Annotated in this window: 14 protein-coding genes; 6 read left to right on the top strand and 8 right to left on the bottom strand. The window is 70.3% G+C overall.

Going from position 1 to position 14,798, the window contains the following annotated elements; translation table 11 throughout:
* Positions 1 to 201 precede the first annotated feature (201 nt).
* The 3 genes from ABN034_RS30755 to ABN034_RS30745 all read left to right on the top strand — a co-directional run bounded on the left by ABN034_RS30755 (position 202) and on the right by ABN034_RS30745 (position 2,818).
* Positions 202 to 855 carry a YesL family protein gene (locus ABN034_RS30755; protein ID WP_349694479.1) on the top strand — a complete coding sequence of 218 codons (654 nt, stop codon included), beginning with the start codon at positions 202 to 204 and terminating at the stop codon, positions 853 to 855.
* Between the two features lie 32 nt (positions 856 to 887).
* Complete coding sequence (locus tag ABN034_RS30750; RefSeq protein WP_349694478.1) at positions 888 to 1,949, top strand: DMT family transporter; 1,062 nt, start codon at positions 888 to 890, stop codon at positions 1,947 to 1,949.
* Positions 1,950 to 2,104: 155 nt separating this feature from the next.
* A complete protein-coding gene (locus ABN034_RS30745) occupies positions 2,105 to 2,818 on the top strand; it encodes a 3-keto-5-aminohexanoate cleavage protein (RefSeq protein ID WP_349694477.1) in 714 nt (237 codons plus the stop codon).
* 103 nt (positions 2,819 to 2,921) lie between these two features.
* Here ABN034_RS30745 and ABN034_RS30740 read toward each other — a convergent pair whose 3' ends face one another.
* Positions 2,922 to 3,209 (bottom strand): helix-turn-helix domain-containing protein, encoded by a 288-nt coding sequence (locus ABN034_RS30740; RefSeq protein WP_349694476.1) that lies wholly within the window; start codon positions 3,207 to 3,209, stop codon positions 2,922 to 2,924.
* A gap of 106 nt (positions 3,210 to 3,315) precedes the next feature.
* On the opposite strand from ABN034_RS30740, the gene map reads away from it, so the two are divergent.
* Complete coding sequence (gene map / locus ABN034_RS30735) at positions 3,316 to 4,104, top strand: type I methionyl aminopeptidase (protein WP_349694475.1); 789 nt, start codon at positions 3,316 to 3,318, stop codon at positions 4,102 to 4,104.
* Between the two features lie 15 nt (positions 4,105 to 4,119).
* On the opposite strand, the gene ABN034_RS30730 is transcribed toward map, so the two are convergent.
* The 6 genes from ABN034_RS30730 to ABN034_RS30705 form a co-directional block, all read right to left on the bottom strand.
* Positions 4,120 to 5,775, bottom strand: a complete 1,656-nt coding sequence (locus tag ABN034_RS30730) for a molybdopterin-dependent oxidoreductase (RefSeq protein WP_349694474.1) — start codon at positions 5,773 to 5,775, stop codon at positions 4,120 to 4,122.
* A gap of 237 nt (positions 5,776 to 6,012) precedes the next feature.
* Positions 6,013 to 6,600 carry an RNA 2',3'-cyclic phosphodiesterase gene (gene thpR, locus ABN034_RS30725; RefSeq protein WP_349694473.1) on the bottom strand — a complete coding sequence of 196 codons (588 nt, stop codon included), beginning with the start codon at positions 6,598 to 6,600 and terminating at the stop codon, positions 6,013 to 6,015.
* Positions 6,601 to 6,611: 11 nt separating this feature from the next.
* Entirely contained in the window at positions 6,612 to 6,857 is a 246-nt protein-coding gene (locus tag ABN034_RS30720) for a maleylpyruvate isomerase N-terminal domain-containing protein (RefSeq protein WP_349694472.1), read from the bottom strand.
* Positions 6,791 to 8,644, bottom strand: a complete 1,854-nt coding sequence (locus tag ABN034_RS30715; RefSeq protein ID WP_349694564.1) for an MFS transporter — start codon at positions 8,642 to 8,644, stop codon at positions 6,791 to 6,793. Before ABN034_RS30715 ends, ABN034_RS30720 begins: the two co-directional genes overlap by 67 nt.
* A 5-nt stretch (positions 8,645 to 8,649) precedes the next feature.
* A complete protein-coding gene (locus ABN034_RS30710; RefSeq protein WP_349694471.1) occupies positions 8,650 to 9,030 on the bottom strand; it encodes a MarR family winged helix-turn-helix transcriptional regulator in 381 nt (126 codons plus the stop codon).
* A 938-nt stretch (positions 9,031 to 9,968) separates the two neighbouring features.
* A complete protein-coding gene (locus ABN034_RS30705) occupies positions 9,969 to 11,453 on the bottom strand; it encodes an NCS2 family permease (protein ID WP_349694470.1) in 1,485 nt (494 codons plus the stop codon).
* Between the two features lie 222 nt (positions 11,454 to 11,675).
* Between ABN034_RS30705 and ABN034_RS30700 the strand changes: the two genes are divergently transcribed.
* Positions 11,676 to 12,008, top strand: a complete 333-nt coding sequence (locus ABN034_RS30700; RefSeq protein WP_502877596.1) for a DUF2530 domain-containing protein — start codon at positions 11,676 to 11,678, stop codon at positions 12,006 to 12,008.
* On the opposite strand, the gene ABN034_RS30695 is transcribed toward ABN034_RS30700, so the two are convergent.
* Positions 11,972 to 12,775 (bottom strand): DUF3027 domain-containing protein, encoded by an 804-nt coding sequence (locus tag ABN034_RS30695; protein ID WP_349694469.1) that lies wholly within the window; start codon positions 12,773 to 12,775, stop codon positions 11,972 to 11,974. The two genes, ABN034_RS30700 and ABN034_RS30695, sit on opposite strands and share 37 nt — an antisense overlap.
* A gap of 177 nt (positions 12,776 to 12,952) precedes the next feature.
* On the opposite strand from ABN034_RS30695, the gene ABN034_RS30690 reads away from it, so the two are divergent.
* Complete coding sequence (locus tag ABN034_RS30690) at positions 12,953 to 14,740, top strand: MFS transporter (protein ID WP_349694468.1); 1,788 nt, start codon at positions 12,953 to 12,955, stop codon at positions 14,738 to 14,740.
* Positions 14,741 to 14,798 lie beyond the last annotated feature (58 nt).

Here is a 14,798-nt window from a genome sequence, read left to right as displayed (position 1 = left end):
GCGCGCGGAGGTGCGAGCTTGTCACCAGGCGGATCCCCCCTTCGGTGCTGCGGTGGAGTTGCTCCCTCTGCCGGAACCGTAGAGGTCGGGTTCCGTCGAGCGCGTCCGGTTTTCGCCGCGGGACGGGCCAGTGGAGGTGGGTGGGCGGGAGATTACGCTGAGGTCCGTTCGACGGGGCTCCGCCGCACAGAAAGCTGGACGATGACCGCTCTGACCCGGGTCATGGACGCTGTTCTCGCGGTCGGCTTCGCAGGACTACTGTGGGTGCTCGCAAGCTTCCCGATCGTGACGCTCGGCCCGGCGACGGCGGGTCTCTGCAGCGTCATGAACGAATGGGACGAACACGGCCCGCCCCCGGTCTGGTCGACGTACTGGGGAGGATTCCGGCGGCACCTCCGGCAGAGCCTGTGGCTGGGTTTCCTCGCGACCGTGGTCGGCACGTTGCTGTCGATCGACCTGCTCTACGGCCTGCGCGCCGAGGACGCACCCTTGCGCGCCGTGGTGCTGGGTGCGGCGGTGCTCGGCATCCTGGCGCTTGGTGGCACGTTGGTCTTCGCGTTCCCCGTGATGGTCCGGTACCCCGCACCGTGGCGCCGGGTCGTCCGCAACAGTGCGCTGTTCGCGGCCGCGTACCCCCTCTCGACTCTCCTCTGCATCGGTTCCGTCGTGCTCGGCGCTCTGGCCGTGACGGTCATACCCGCTCTGCTGCCGGTCGTGGCCGGAGTCTGCGGGTGGCTCGTCACCCGGCTTGCTCGGCGGGTCTTCGACCGGTTCCTCGCCCGGCAGCAGGCTCGCGCCGAAGCAGTGGCTCCGGGACAACACGCTGGCACCCACGCGCCTAGCGGTGAGGGGTGAAGGGACGCATCCAGCAGTCATCCGATGTGTCGGTGACCGACACGCGGAAGCCCTCGCTCGCCGGACTGGTTCCTGCCCACCCGCGCGAGGTCGCTTTCGGTATCGCCGCCGCGTTCGGCATGGGTGTCATCCTCGCCTGCCAGTCCCGGATCAACGGCGAGCTCGGGCAGCGGTTGGACGACGGCGTACTCGCCGCGTTGTGGTCGTTCGGCTCCGGCTGGGTCGTCCTGCTGATCCTGATGGCCCTGCTCCCGGGCGTCCGGCGCGGCGTGCGTCAGCTCCTGTCGACCGTCCGGCTACCGAGCCTCCGCGGCCACTCGGCGCTCGACCGCGACGCCGGTACTTCTTCGCGCCCCGCGTACCGGCTCCGGTGGTGGCAGTGCCTCGGCGGCGTCTGCGGTGCGTACCTCGTCGTCGTCCAGTCGACGACGGTCGGGCTCGTCGGTGTCGCGGTCTTCACGGTGGCCGTCGTGGCCGGGCAGGCTGCGACCAGCCTCGTCGTCGACCGGCTCGGCCTGGGTCCTGCGGGTCGTACCCCGGTGACCCGCAACCGGGTCCTCGGTGCTTCTCTCGCCCTGGGCGCTGTCGCCCTCGCGGTGTCGGACGAGGTGCGAACGCCCGCCCTGCTCGTCCTCGCCGTCGCGCCCGCGCTCGCCGGCGTCGGCACCGCCTGGCAGCAGGCCGTCAACGGCCGCGTCAGTGCAACCGCCACGGTCGACGGGAACGGCGTGACCGGCGCACTCGTCGCCGCCTTGATCAACTTCACAGTGGGTACGGCGGCACTGGGGATCGCGGCCGGGGTCGACATCATCCTGCGCGGGCTTCCGTCCGAATGGCCGGCCGCACCGCAGCTCTACCTCGGCGGACTGTGCGGGGTCGCGTTCATCACCGGGGCCGCCTTCATCGTGCGCTTCACGGGGGTGCTGCTCCTCGGCCTCGGAGCCGTCGCCGGGCAGTTGGTTGGCGCGCTCGTCCTCGACGGTCTGATTCCCGCAGGCGACGCACACCTCACCACCGTCACCCTCATCGGCACGTTGCTCACCCTCGTCGCCGTGATGATCGCCGCCCTACCGACCCGCTCCGCGCGCCCATGACGGGAGGGCGCTGTCGGCGCGCCTTCCACCACGTACGATCCGAAGGGATCATGGCCTTGCCGCAGCGGTGGCAGGCCTCCTACCCGGCATGGACGGAACTGACGAGCGGTCACCGGGAGGTCAGGGCTCGTGAGTGACGGGGATCGGTGACGCTGGTGAAACGCCTCCTGGTCGCCGCGTTGAACGGCGGACGCAACGCCTACGTCGGTGTTCCGCAGGCGCCTGACGAGCTGGCGGCCGACGCCGCGAGCGTCGTCGCGGCCGGCGCGACCGAGGTGCACATCCACCCGCGCCGACCCAGCGGGTGCGAGTCGCTCGATCCCGACGACGTCGCCGCCGCGGTGGAGGCCGTCACGGCCGCGGTGCCGGGAATACCGGTGAGCGTCACGACGGGCGCCTGGATCGAGGCCGATCCCCGCCGCCGGTTGGCGTTGGTCTCCCACTGGCGGGTCTTTCCTACCTACGCCTCGGTCAATGCCCACGAGGACGGCGCCCTCGAGGTCGCGCAGCTGCTGAGGGAACGCGGGGTCGGCGTGGAGGTCGGCCTGATGACACCCACCGCCGCCGAGCTCTTCATCCGGAGTCCCCTGGCCAAGCTCGCGACCAGGGTGCTGATCGAGCCGGTCGACCGGCCGACCGACCTCGCGGTGGACGACGCGGGGAAGATCCTGCGGCTGCTGGACCGGTACAGCGTCGACCTGCCTCGTATCCTGCACGGCGACGGCGTGAACACGTGGCCGGTACTCCGCCGGGCCCGTCAACTCGGACTGGGGATGCGGATCGGGTTCGAGGACACCCTCGACCTCCCCGACGGCTCGGCCGCTCCCCACAACGTGGCCCTGCTCCAGGCTGCGCTCGCCGTCCGCTGACCATCGATCTTCATGGCCCCGTCACGCCTCGTGCCGTCACGTCTCGTCGCGCCCGGCAGGCATCGTCGCGCCCGGCAGGCATAGTCGCGCCCGGCAGGCATGGTCAGCTGGCGGCCCTGGTGTCGTGGGGAGCGGCGGCGATCTGCGTACCGTCCGCGACGTTCTGGCACAGGTCGGCGAGGGAGAGGCCGACCGCCTCGGCGAGCGCGACGACGGTGAAGAACGCGGGTGTGGGGACGCGGCCACGTTCGATCTTGCGGACGGTCTCGACCGACACACCGGCCAGCGCGGCGACCTCGACCATGCTCCGCTGGCCTCGGGCGGCGCGCAGTGCGGTGCCGAGGGCCAGGCCGCGCTGGCGGTCGATCGGCCCCAATGGTGGTCGTACCATGCCCGTGATACTAATACCGGTATAACTATTGGAGGAAGTGTCCGCGGGTGAGGACAGTCGGGAGATCCGGTGTCTTGGCCGCGACACGCGTACGTACGAAACAGCGATGCCAAGGAGCACGACGACTGTGGTCGAGATCAAGACCGCGACCGAGATCGCGACGATGCGCGAGGCCGGCAGAGTGGTGGCTCGCGCCCTCGCCGCCTGCCGCGAGGCCGCGCAGGTGGGCACCTCCCTGCTCGAGCTCGATGAGGTGGCTCGCACTGTCCTGGAGGAGGCCGGTGCCCGGTCGTCATTCCTCAACTACCGGCCGCGGTTCGCGCCGACGCCGTTCCCTGGGGTGATCTGTGCGTCGGTCAACGATGTCGTGGTCCACGGCATCCCCGACAACTACCGCCTCCGCGACGGCGACCTGCTCAGCGTGGACTTTGGCGCCGAACTCGACGGTTTCCACGGCGATGCGGCGATCAGCCTCGCCGTCGGCACCGGCACTCCCGCCGACGAGACACTGATCGCGACCGCCCAGGAAGCCCTCGCCGCCGGTATCGCGGCCGCCCTCCCTGGCAACCGGCTCGGCGACATCGGCCATGCGATCGGCACGATCGGCCGCCGGGCGGGCTACGGGATGCCGCGCGACTTCGGGGGACACGGCATCGGCCGTCGCATGCACGAGGATCCGTCCGTGCCGAACGACGGAAAACCCGGACGTGGTTTCCGGCTCAACCCGGGGCTCGTGCTCGCGCTGGAGCCGATGTTCATGGCCGGGGGTCAGGACGAGTACCGGATCGGCCCCGACGGATGGGCCCTGTCCACCATCGACGGTAGCCAGGCCGCACATGTCGAACACAGCGTCGCCATCACCGAGGACGGGCCGCTGGTGCTCACCGAGCTTTGATTCCGGTGGCCCACCTCAGCTGACGTCCACGTCGACGGTGTGCCAACCGGTCGCGCCGTCGGGCGCGGGCGGGGCGACCTGTGCGGTCTGCGTCTCGCCGGCCGCGTCCGTCGCGCGGACCTGCAGCTGATGCCGGCCTGGCGCGGCGTCCCAGGTCCAGGTCCACTGTCGCCAGGAGTCGTTCGTCGGCTCGCCCGCCAGCCGCGCCCGCTCCCAGCGGCCCTCGTCGACCCGGACCTCGACCTTCGAGATCCCGCGGTGCTGTGCCCACGCCACACCGGCGACGACGACGTCGCCCGCCTGGGCCGTGGCGCCAGGGCGTGGCACGTCGATCCGTGAGGCCGTCTTGATCGGGGCCTGCGCGGACCAGCCACGGTCGGTCCAGTACGCACGGAACTCGTCGAACCGGGTCACCTCGATGTCGACGACCCACTTCGTCGCCGACACGAAGCCGTAGAGGCCGGGCACCACCATTCGTACCGGGAACCCATGCTCGAACGGCAGCGCGGCGCCATTCATCGCGAACGCCAGCAGTGAGTCGCGGCCGTCGGTGAGTGCCCCGAGCGGTGTGCCGCAGGTCCAGCCGTCCTCCGAGGTCGACTTCACCGCGTCCGCGCGTGGACTGACGCCCACGTCGGCGAGGATGTCGGCCAGCGGTACGCCGGTCCACATGGCGTTGCCCGCCAGGTCGCCCCCCACCTCGTTGCTGACGCAGGTCAGGGTGACGTACCTGTGCACGATCCGGCGCCGCAGAAGGTCGCGGAAGGTGAGGTCGAGCGGGCGGTCAACCATGCCGTGGATGCGCAGCCGCCAGTTCGCCGGCTCGATGACGGGAACGCTCAGGGCGGTGTCGATCCGGTAGAAGGTGTCGTTGGCCGTCCGCCACGGCGTGAGGCCGCTCACTCGCAGGTCGGCACCGGCTGGTGTCGTCGCTGGCGGGATCTTCGGCAGCGGCAGGGCCGTCCGCGCGTCCTCGGCAGCCACCCGGTTGCTGGCGACGCCGCCTACCCCGCGTCCGATGGCCGTGGCGGCCACTGATCCCAGGACGACGAGGCCGCCGGTACGTAACAGATCGCGCCGAGCCTGGCGTGCGTACTCGGGTGTCGTCCCGCTTGCCGACGTGGTGACGGTGCCCTCAGGGGGTGCGCCCGCCGGAGGCGCCGTGGAGTCTGGCGGGGGTGAGGCTGCGCTGTCTGGTGGTGGGGCGGTGGTCGCCGGGGCGAAGCGGTGGGCTGTCCGGGCGTACACCTTCAACAACCAGCCCAGGACGGCGACCGCGACCAGTCCGGCGACGACAGACGGGAGCAGGGTCGCTGGTGAGAAGCCCGGCCGGGTCGCACTGGCCAGAATGCCCAGCAGTGCAAGGGCGCCGAGCAGCGCGACTCCCTTTGACCGCGAGCGCGTGGCGAGGATCCCTGCCCAGGCGGCCAGACCGGCGAGTACGGCGACGATGCCGGCGATCAGGACCGGCTTGTCCGCCGTGCCGAGAAGCTCGATACCGAACTCCCGGACCGGCGTGGGGATCACGTCGATGAACGTCGCACCGACGGCGACCACAGGTGTCTCGGGGATGCCGAGGGCGCCGGAGACCAACTCGGCGGCTGCGAGTCCGGCCATCGCCGCGAGGACGCCCGCGAGCGCGCCACGGGAGCGAGGTGTCGGCGTCTGCACGTCTGCATCATCGCTCGCGCGTCACAAGAAGCGGTACGCCCGGACGCCAGTCGTCACAGATCCGTCATGACCACGCGGCCGTTCTGTCCCTTTGCGGCCGGTGGGGTAGGTCCAGGGATGCTGGGAGCGTGCGGGTCTCAGCGGTTGCTCAACGCCGCGATGACGACGATCACGATCAGCAGAACCAGCACCCCGGGAATGATGAGCCGCCGGTACTTGGGATGCACGCGAAGGAGGCTACTCCGCGGCCCCACCGGGCCGTCCGAGTGGCCATGCCCGCAGGGATTCGTACCGCGGTCGTTCTCCCGCGCCGGCGTCGGGGTGGGAACGGACGAGATCGATCCGGGTGGCCAGCCAGGGCGGACCCGCATAGGTCGACCACCATCGCACCTGGTCGCCGGCGTCGATGGGTTCACGCAGCCTCGCCAGCGTGACGTGCGGGCGGAACCTGCCCTCCGCGACGTCGATGCCGGCGCGCCGCGCGGCCGCCGAGACCGACCCGGCGAGCTGTCGCAGGCGTTCGACGTCACCGTTGATGCCGGCCCACAGCACCCGTGCCTTTCGCACCGAGCCGAACGCGCCGCCCCCCTCGACCGCGAGGCGCATCGGTTCGTACCGAGCCGACGCGCGGGCGAGCCGACGCTCCAACTCCGGTAGGACGCCGGCATCGACCTCCCCCAGGAACGCGAGGGTCAGATGCCACTGGGCGCGGATCGTCCATCGCAGTCTCGTGTCCGCACCTGCCAGGGCACGGGCATGGTCCATGGCGACGCCGAGATCGTCGAGGACGGGCTCGGGCAGGACCACGGCGACGAACAGTCTCATGCCGACACTGCCTACTGGGTGGCCAGGGCGAGCCGCCTCCGCAAGGCCGCCACCGCCCCCTGATTCCCGGCGAGCGTGAGCACCTCGTCCACGCCATCGGTGGCGAACACGGGGTCGGCCGGTGTGGCGACGTCATGAGCCGACTCCGCGTTGTACTCCACCCTGTGCGGGTAGCCGTCGGCCAGGTGGCTTACGACGTCTTCGACCGTCCAGGCCGGGCACGACGGAACCGGCGCGGCAAGTCCCTTGTCCGCCACGTCGAGGAGTCGTGTGGCGTCGGCTTCGAGTGCCGCGAGATAGCGGGCTGGTTGCATGTCGACACCTTCTCACCAGGCGTCGACACGTCGCCCGGTTTCGGGTCGTGGTCCCGGGTGCTGCCGTCCAGTCGCATCCGACCCTCGGCTGCGGCGGGTGGCTGGTGCGGGACCGGCCGGGGTGCCGACCGGACGCCTGTGTCCCGGTCGGTCCCTTCGCGAGTCGGCGGGAGGGAGATCGACCAGGTGGTCGCCCCGGCATCTGCTGCCCGGACCTGTGCGGGGATCTCCGGCGTCGTGACGTTCGGTGTGGGAACGTCTGGCCCTGAGGCGTCCGGGACCCCGGTCTCCGGTGACGCGGTCTCCGGTGACGCGGTCTCCGGTGACGCGGTCTCCGGTGACGCGGTCTCCGGTGACGCGGTCTCGGCTGACGCGGTCTCCGTTGACGGGACGTCCGCCGACCGTGGGCCCACTGACGTGACCGCGGTCGGGGTATCGGCGGCGTGCGGCGTAGGGATGCGTACCGGCTCACTCGCCGACGGTCGCGCGGCAGTCACCACCTCGATGTACGGGCGGGGCCGCAGGTGCGGACGGAGCTTCATCCGCTGCCAGCGGAGTACGACGTAGCCGGCGAGCAGTGTGCCGAGCAGGCTCGCGACCCCGCCACCGATCAGCGTCCACCGGGCACCCAGGACCTCACCGAGCCATCCGAGGACGGGTGACCCGAGCGGCTTGCTGCCGATGAAGACCATGCCGTAGAGCGCGAGCACCCGGCCCCGCATCTCCGGCGCCACGGTCAGCTGCATCATCGCGTTGGTCGCGGTGATCAGGGTGAGTTGGACGAAGCCGAGCAGGGGCATGGACACCGCGAAACTGGTGTACGTCGGAAGTAGGCCGGCGATGATCTCCATCGCCCCGAAGATCACCGCCGAGTAGATGACGAGCCGCATCCGCGGGCTTCCCCGCCGGGCCGCGCCCAGCGCCCCGATGACGGCGCCGATGGCCATCGCCGAGCCGAGGATGCCGTACTCGCCCGCACCCTTGCCGAAGGTCTCGGTCGCCATCAGGGCACTGGTCAGCTGGAAGTTGAGCCCGAAGCAGCCGACGAAGAAGACGACCGCGAGGACGAGAACGAGGTCCGGACGGTTTCGTACGTACCGCAGGCCGTCGACCAGCATCCCCGGCTTCCGTGGTACCGGTGTGGGACTGTGCAGCTCGCCCGCCCGCATCTTGGCCAATGCGAAGATCGTCGCGCCGTAGCTGAGCGCGTTGAGCAGGATGACCCAGCCGGTACCGACGAACATGATCAGCAGACCAGCCATCGCCGGGCCGATGACCCGGGCGGCGTTGAACGATGCCGAGTTGAGCCCGACAGCGTTGGGCAGGTCGTCCTTGCCGACCATCTCGACCACGAACGCCTGCCGGGCCGGATGGTCGATCGCCCCCGCGACGCCGAACAGGAACGACAGCAGGTAGACGTGCCAGACCTGGACGACGCCGGTCAGGTCGAGAACGGCGAGCGCGGCAGCGGCGAGCGCCATGCCGAGCTGGGTGCACTGGAGCACCTTGCGTTTGGCGAACCGGTCGGCGATCAGTCCACCGAACGGGGCGAGGAGAAGGAACGGAAGGAACTGCAACCCGGTCGTGATGCCCAGGGCGACACCGCTGCCCGCGGTCAGCTGCAGGACGAGCCAGTCCTGGGCGACACGCTGCAGCCAAGTGCCGACGTTGGCGACGAGTGACCCTGCTGCGAAGTAGCGATAGTTGCGGTTCCGTAGTGAGCGGAACATCGCTCTCACGACGCAGCCAGCCTCTCCAAGATCGGCGCCGCCGAGCGCAGGATCTCTTTTTCTTCAGGGGACAGTTCGTGTAACCGGCGGGCGAGCCAGGCGTCGCGGCGTTTGCGGTCTTCGGCGAGGATGCGGCGTCCTTCGTCGGCCAGGCGTACGAGCACTTGACGGCGATCGGTGGGGTGCGGCTCGCGCACCACCAGTCCCAGCTCCTCGAGTGAGGTCACAGTGCGTGTCGTCGACGGGGGACGCACCTTCTCGAATCCGGCGATCTCGCCGATCGTCAACACACCATGACGATTCAGCGTCGCCATGACACCGAGTTGGTTGGCCGAGAGCTGGTGATCTGCCGCCCGCTGGTTGCGGAGGCGACGGGACAGCCGCATCACGGATATTCGGAGCGCACTTGCGAGGCCCGCCTCAGATCGGACGGGCATGGTTGATGACGGCATACCGTTAGCGTACCTCATTACCCTTGCTAACGACCAACGAACGCCATCTCCTCGCGCCTCCCCGTGATCATGATCGTGATCATGAAAGCTTGGCGTACGCATAGCCCCGTTTCGCTTCATGGTCCGGTTTGGCTTCACGAATTCAGTGCCAGAAGCCGGCATGGTGGAACTGAGCGGGTCGTGGCACGGTCAGGCCACGCGCAGTCGCCACTCGCCAGTAGCCGCCCGCCGCGCCGCCCTTCGCGCCCGCCGCGCCGCCCTTGCTGCCCGTCGCCCTTGGCGCCCGCCGCGCCGCCCTTCCGGCACGCCGCGTCGCCCCTGCTGCCCGTCGCCCTTGGCGCCCGCCGCTCTCGGCGCCCGCCGCTCTCGGCGTACGCCGTCGTTGCCGTACCCCGTCCTCTCCGCGCGGACATCGCTGCGGGGTTGCGGGATCGTGGCGTCGCCGCACGGTCCAACCTCGAACCACGTTCGCCCCGCGTTGGCACTGCCCCGCGTTGGCACTGCCCCGCGTTGGCACTGCCCCGCGTTGGCACTGCCCCGCGTTGGCACTGCCCCGCGTTGGCACTGTCGCGCGTTGGCACTGTCGCGCGTTGGCACTGCCCCGCGCTGTTGGCGTCGCCGCACGGTGATACTCCGCACGGTGTCATTGGCGCAGGGACCAGCTTCATGATCACCAGACGGCGAGATCATCCAGCCAGAGATCATGAAGCAAAACCGGATCATGAAGCGAAACGGGGCTATGCGTACGCCGAGCTTTCATGATCACGATCATGATCACGGAGTGCGGCGCAGGCACGATCGGGGCTCGGAGGGCCTCGGCTCGGTCGACGGGTCGCCGTTCGTGCGGTGGGCGTCCGGTGATCAGCGCTCGGTCAGGAAAGGCCGAGGAGTTGTCGGATCGGGTCGATCGCGAAGTACACCACGAACAACGCAGCCACGATCCACAGCAACGGATGGATGTCGCGGGCCTTCCCGCGCGCCGTGCGGAGGATGACGTACGTCACGAATCCGGCGCCGATTCCCACACTGATCGAATAGGTGAACGGCATCAACACGATGGTGAGGAATGCCGGAATGGCGATGTCCAACTGGTTCCAGGAGATCTCGGTGACCCGCACCATCATCAGGAACCCGACGACCACCAGCGCCGGCGTCGCCGCCTCGTAGGGGATGACCTCGACAAGCGGCGCGAGCACCGTGGCCAGCAGGAAGCACACGCCCGTGACGATGCTCGCAAGCCCGGTGCGGGCACCTTCGCCGACGCCGGCAGCGGACTCGATGTACGACGTGTTGGACGACACGCCGGCCGCACCGCCCGCCGCGGCGGCGATGGAGTCGACGGCGAGAATGCGCTGGCTCTGTGGCGGCGTGCCCTTGGCGTCCAGGAGCCCAGCCTCGGCGCCGATTGCCGTCATCGTGCCCATCGTGTCGAAGAAGTCGGCAAGCATCAGCGTGAAGACGAGCAGGAGTGCGGCGACGATCCCCACCCGCTCGAACGAACCCAGCAGGCTGAACGAGCCCAGCAACGAGAAGTCCGGCACCTGGAACCAGGTCTCCGGCAGGCGCGGGACGTTCAGGCCCCAGCCCGTCGGGTTGGTCTCGTAACCCGGCCCGGCCGGACCGACCTTGGCGATCGCCTCGATCACGATGGCGAGGATGGTGGCGCCGATGATGCCGAAGAGGATCGCGCCCTTGACCTTCCGCATGACGAGCACCATGGTCGCGATCAGCCCGACGACGAAGACGAGCACCGGCCAGCCGTCGAGGAATCCGTCCACCCCGAACTGCACCGGCACCGGTGGGTTGGCGGTTCGGCGTACGAAGCCGGCGTCCACGAAGCCGATCAGGGCGATGAAGAGACCGATGCCGACGCTGATGGCGGTCTTCAGCTCCCGGGGTACGGCGTTGAAGACGGCCTTGCGGAACCCGGTGAGGACGAGGACCAGGATGATCAGGCCCTCCAGGACGATGAGACCCATCGCGTCGGCCCAGGTCATCTGGCTCGCGATCCCGAACGCCACGAACGCGTTCAGGCCGAGCCCGGTGGCCAGCGCGAGTGGGTAGTTGGCCACGGCGCCCATGAGGATCGTGACGACGCCGGCGACCAGGGCGGTCGCGGCCGCGACCATCACGATGTTCGGTTGGTCGCCTCCGCCGAGGAACTGCCCGTCGGCGTCCTGCGCGGTGCCGATGATCAGGGGGTTGAGGGCGATGATGTACGCCATCGCGAAGAACGTCACGATCCCCCCGCGCACCTCGCGGCCCACCGTCGAACCGCGCGCGGAGATCTTGAAGTAGCCGTCGAGCATCCGGGTGCTGCGCCCCCGGGCCACGGTCCGCGTGTCCGAACCGACCATCGCGGGTTCCTTCCTCGAGTCTCGATGGGCGCCGAGGCCGCGCCATGCCCGGGCTGCGGGGCTGCCCGCAGCCCGGCCGCGCGCCCGGCGTGTCGGATCATGCCACGGATGACGGACAGGTTCACCGTCGCAACGTTTCTGGCGAACAGGAGGAGCGCGAGAGCGGCGAAGTCCTCCGGCAGGAGGACCGATACCGGCAATGTGCGCGTTACGCTCGGAACCGTGAACCGGGACGTGGATCGCCAGGAACGGATGATCCGGAACGCCCGGCATCACCGCTCTCTGTTGGAGCAGGCCGACATCGAGCCGGTCGATGTCGACGGCGTCCGCGCGGTCATCGTGGGGACGGTTGCCTGGGCGGTGGGTCTGCTCGCCCTCCTGCCCTTCACCGACCGGCTACGGGAGGCGGGCGCCGACTGGTGGCTCTGGACCTGCCTCACCGGCGTGATCCTCGGTCTACTCGGCGTCGGCTACTGCGTCTACCGCAGGGCAAGGCTGCGGCGAGCGGGTGCCAACGGTCAGCCGCGGTCGAGATCGAGGTCGGTGTCGTCGTAGGTCAGCGTGTCGAGCACGTGCTCCGGACTTTCAGCCGGTGTCAGCGCGGCAGCAGCGGCCGGCGGCACCGCCTCGGAGTGGGCGCCACACCCGTGGTCGAAGGCGACGACCTCGCCGTCGCTCGGTGAGAACTCGTTGGCGCAGACGCCGAACGCCTTGCCGAGCGGACCAGCGAGGCGTACGAGGAAGCCGCACGTCGCACACTGGGCGGGTGCGGCCTGCGCGATCGGGTTGCTCGGCCCGGGCGTACCTTCGTACCACCGTTCGGCCGCGTCGTCGCGACCCTCGAGGGAGAGGACACGGATCCGGCCCAACCCCAGCTCGTCGCTGATCCTCCGCAGTGCCTCTGCCTCCGGCGTCTCGTCGGCGCCGGTGTAGCCAGGGGCGAGGCGTGGGTCGTCGGGCGCGGTCGGGAGCAGGTCACCGGGTCCGAGGTCGCCGGCTTCGATCCGTTCGGTCCAGGGCACCCAGGCGGGAGCCAGCACGGCGTCGGGCCCGGGGAGCAGGACAACCTCGTCGACGGTGACGGTCCGGCTGCGGGGTGCCCGCGTCACGGTCACCGCCCAGCGCCAGCCGATGTAGCCGGGGTTGCCGCATGCGAAGTAATGGGTGACGACCCGCTCGTCGTCGGCATCACAGCCGAGGTAGGCGCCGAGTGTCTCGGTGTCCGCCACTTCCGCTGCAGCTGCGCGCGCCTCGTCCACGGCTGCCGCACAGACGGCATCGGTGCGCGTCGGGCGGCTGGTGCGCCGCGTGGTTGCCCTCACAAGTGCCGATTCTCCCACGTGGGCGCCCGGCGTCGCGCCGGGCCCGCCGGCCGTCGTATGGCATGTCGTGCAGGTGTTTCGATCGGGCGTTAATGGCGTTGGCCCGGGCAGCATGGCGTTGGCCCGGGCAGCGGAGAGGGCGAGACGCCGGTACGCGGGCCCAGGCAGGATATGAGGGTGGAGCCTGACGACCGCCAGCGACGCCCAGGGGGCGATCCCGTCGGCGGCGACGTCCGCCCGGGCCGCCCGCTCGGGCCGCCTGGGCGCAGGGCGGCGGCACGGCGGAATGCGGTTAGAGGTCCACTTCTGTCCGGCGGGTCGACTGCCAACGACCCGACGCGGCAGGTTGTCCACGCGGACGCGCCGACGGTACGCAGACCCCGACCCGGCAGAGGCGATCCCGACGCGCCCACCGAGCGGCGGTCAAGGCGGTCCGCGGCAGGAGGGTCGGATGCGCCTGCCCAGCGCCGGACGAGCCGGCTCTCGGCGGGTGACCCCGACGCGCCGACCGAGCGGCATCCTGGGAGCCGGGGCGGTGGGGATCCGGACGCGCCGACCGAGTACCGCGCACGCTCCCGGCCAGACGACCCCACTGTCGTCCGGACGGCTGTCGGACCCACCGGCTGGTTCGCGCAGGCCGGCCACTCCGTCGCCACCGGCACCAGCGGCGTCGGCCGGGTGGTGTCCCGCGGCGCGAGCGCCGTCGTCGGGGGCGTACGCAGGGTGACCCACGCGCAAGGCATGGGCGAGTCCGGGCTCGCCAAGTTGATCGAGCTCAACTCCGTCCACGCCGGCGGCGACGCGGCCATGGCGATCGGCCTCGCCGGCACACTCTTCTTCGCCGTACCCGTCGGCGAGGCCAGGGGCCGGGTCGCGCTCTACCTCCTTGTCACGATGGCACCGTTCGTCCTGATCGCCCCGCTCATCGGTCCGTTCCTCGACCGGTTCCGTCGCGGACGGCGCTGGGCGCTCGGGTCGACGATGGCGATCCGGGCGTTCTTCTGCTGGGTGATGGCCGGTGGGGTGGCGACGGGGGAGCTGTGGCTCTATCCCCTCGTCTTCGGCTGTCTGGTCGCCTCGAAAGCCCACAATGTCAGCCGGGCGGCGGCCGTCCCCCGCCTGCTGCCACCCGACGTCGCGTTGGTGACCGCCAACTCCCGGATCTCCCTCGGCGGCGCGATCTTCGCCGGGATCGCGGCCGCGGGTGCGGGCGGTCTTGCGTTCTTCGGGCCCGCGTGGCCGTTACGGCTGGCGTTCCTGATCTTCACCGTGGGCACGCTGATGGCGATCCTGCTGCCACCACGGGTCGACTCGGCCGCGGGTGAGGGTCACCTGCGGTTCGCTGAGATCGGCCGGATGCTGCGCAGCCGTAGGGTCCCCACCGTCGTGGTCCTGGCGTTGCGGGCGAACGCCGCGTTCCGTGCGTTCACCGGTTTCTTGTTGATCTTCATGGCGTTCCTGCTCCGCGAGTTCCCGCTGGTGGGGTATCCGGTGACCCTGCAGGTGGCGGTGATCGCCGGTGCGGCGGGGGCGGGAAACCTCTGTGGCACGGCGCTGGGCGCGCTGGCCAGGGCGCGGCGGTCCGAGATCGTCATCCGCGTGCTGTTGGCGACCGCTGCGCTCGCGGCCTGCCTCACAGCGATCTTGTACGGGCTGGCCACCGTCGCGGTCCTGGCGTTCGTGGCGGGCTTCGCCCAACAGGTGGGCAAGCTCTCACTCGACGCGTTGATCCAGAGCGAGGTGCCCGAACACGTGCGGACGAGCGTGTTCGCCCGGTCGGAGACGTTGCTCCAGCTGTCCTGGGTAGTCGGCGGCGGTCTGGGAATCGTCCTTCCGCTCATTCCCGGGCTGGGGCTGGGGTTGTGTGCGTTCGGGCTCGCCGTCGGTCTGGTCGTGGTGTGGGGTCCGGCACCCAAGCGGGAACCTGAACGGGTGCCGCAGCCCGCCGAACCACCCGCCCGCTGATCACCGCCGGGCCCTTCCCCGCCCGAGTTGTTGGAGGTTGGTCGGCATAGAAGCCGAC

This window comes from Actinopolymorpha sp. B11F2 (genome assembly GCF_040195635.1).
Classification (GTDB): Bacteria; Actinomycetota; Actinomycetes; order Propionibacteriales; family Actinopolymorphaceae; genus Thermasporomyces.
This window is presented reverse-complemented; position numbering and strand designations above follow the sequence as displayed.

Excerpts from the sequence above, each read along its gene's own strand:
- ABN034_RS30755 (WP_349694479.1), top strand. The coding sequence starts at position 202 with ATGACCGCTCTGACCCGGGTCATGGACGCTGTTCTCGCGGTCGGCTTC.
- ABN034_RS30740 (WP_349694476.1), bottom strand. The coding sequence starts at position 3,209 with ATGGTACGACCACCATTGGGGCCGATCGACCGCCAGCGCGGCCTGGCC.
- map (WP_349694475.1), top strand. The coding sequence starts at position 3,316 with ATGCCAAGGAGCACGACGACTGTGGTCGAGATCAAGACCGCGACCGAG.
- thpR (WP_349694473.1), bottom strand. The coding sequence starts at position 6,600 with ATGAGACTGTTCGTCGCCGTGGTCCTGCCCGAGCCCGTCCTCGACGAT.
- ABN034_RS30715 (WP_349694564.1), bottom strand. The coding sequence starts at position 8,644 with ATGTTCCGCTCACTACGGAACCGCAACTATCGCTACTTCGCAGCAGGG.
- ABN034_RS30710 (WP_349694471.1), bottom strand. The coding sequence starts at position 9,030 with ATGCGGCTGTCCCGTCGCCTCCGCAACCAGCGGGCGGCAGATCACCAG.
- ABN034_RS30705 (WP_349694470.1), bottom strand. The coding sequence starts at position 11,453 with ATGGTCGGTTCGGACACGCGGACCGTGGCCCGGGGGCGCAGCACCCGG.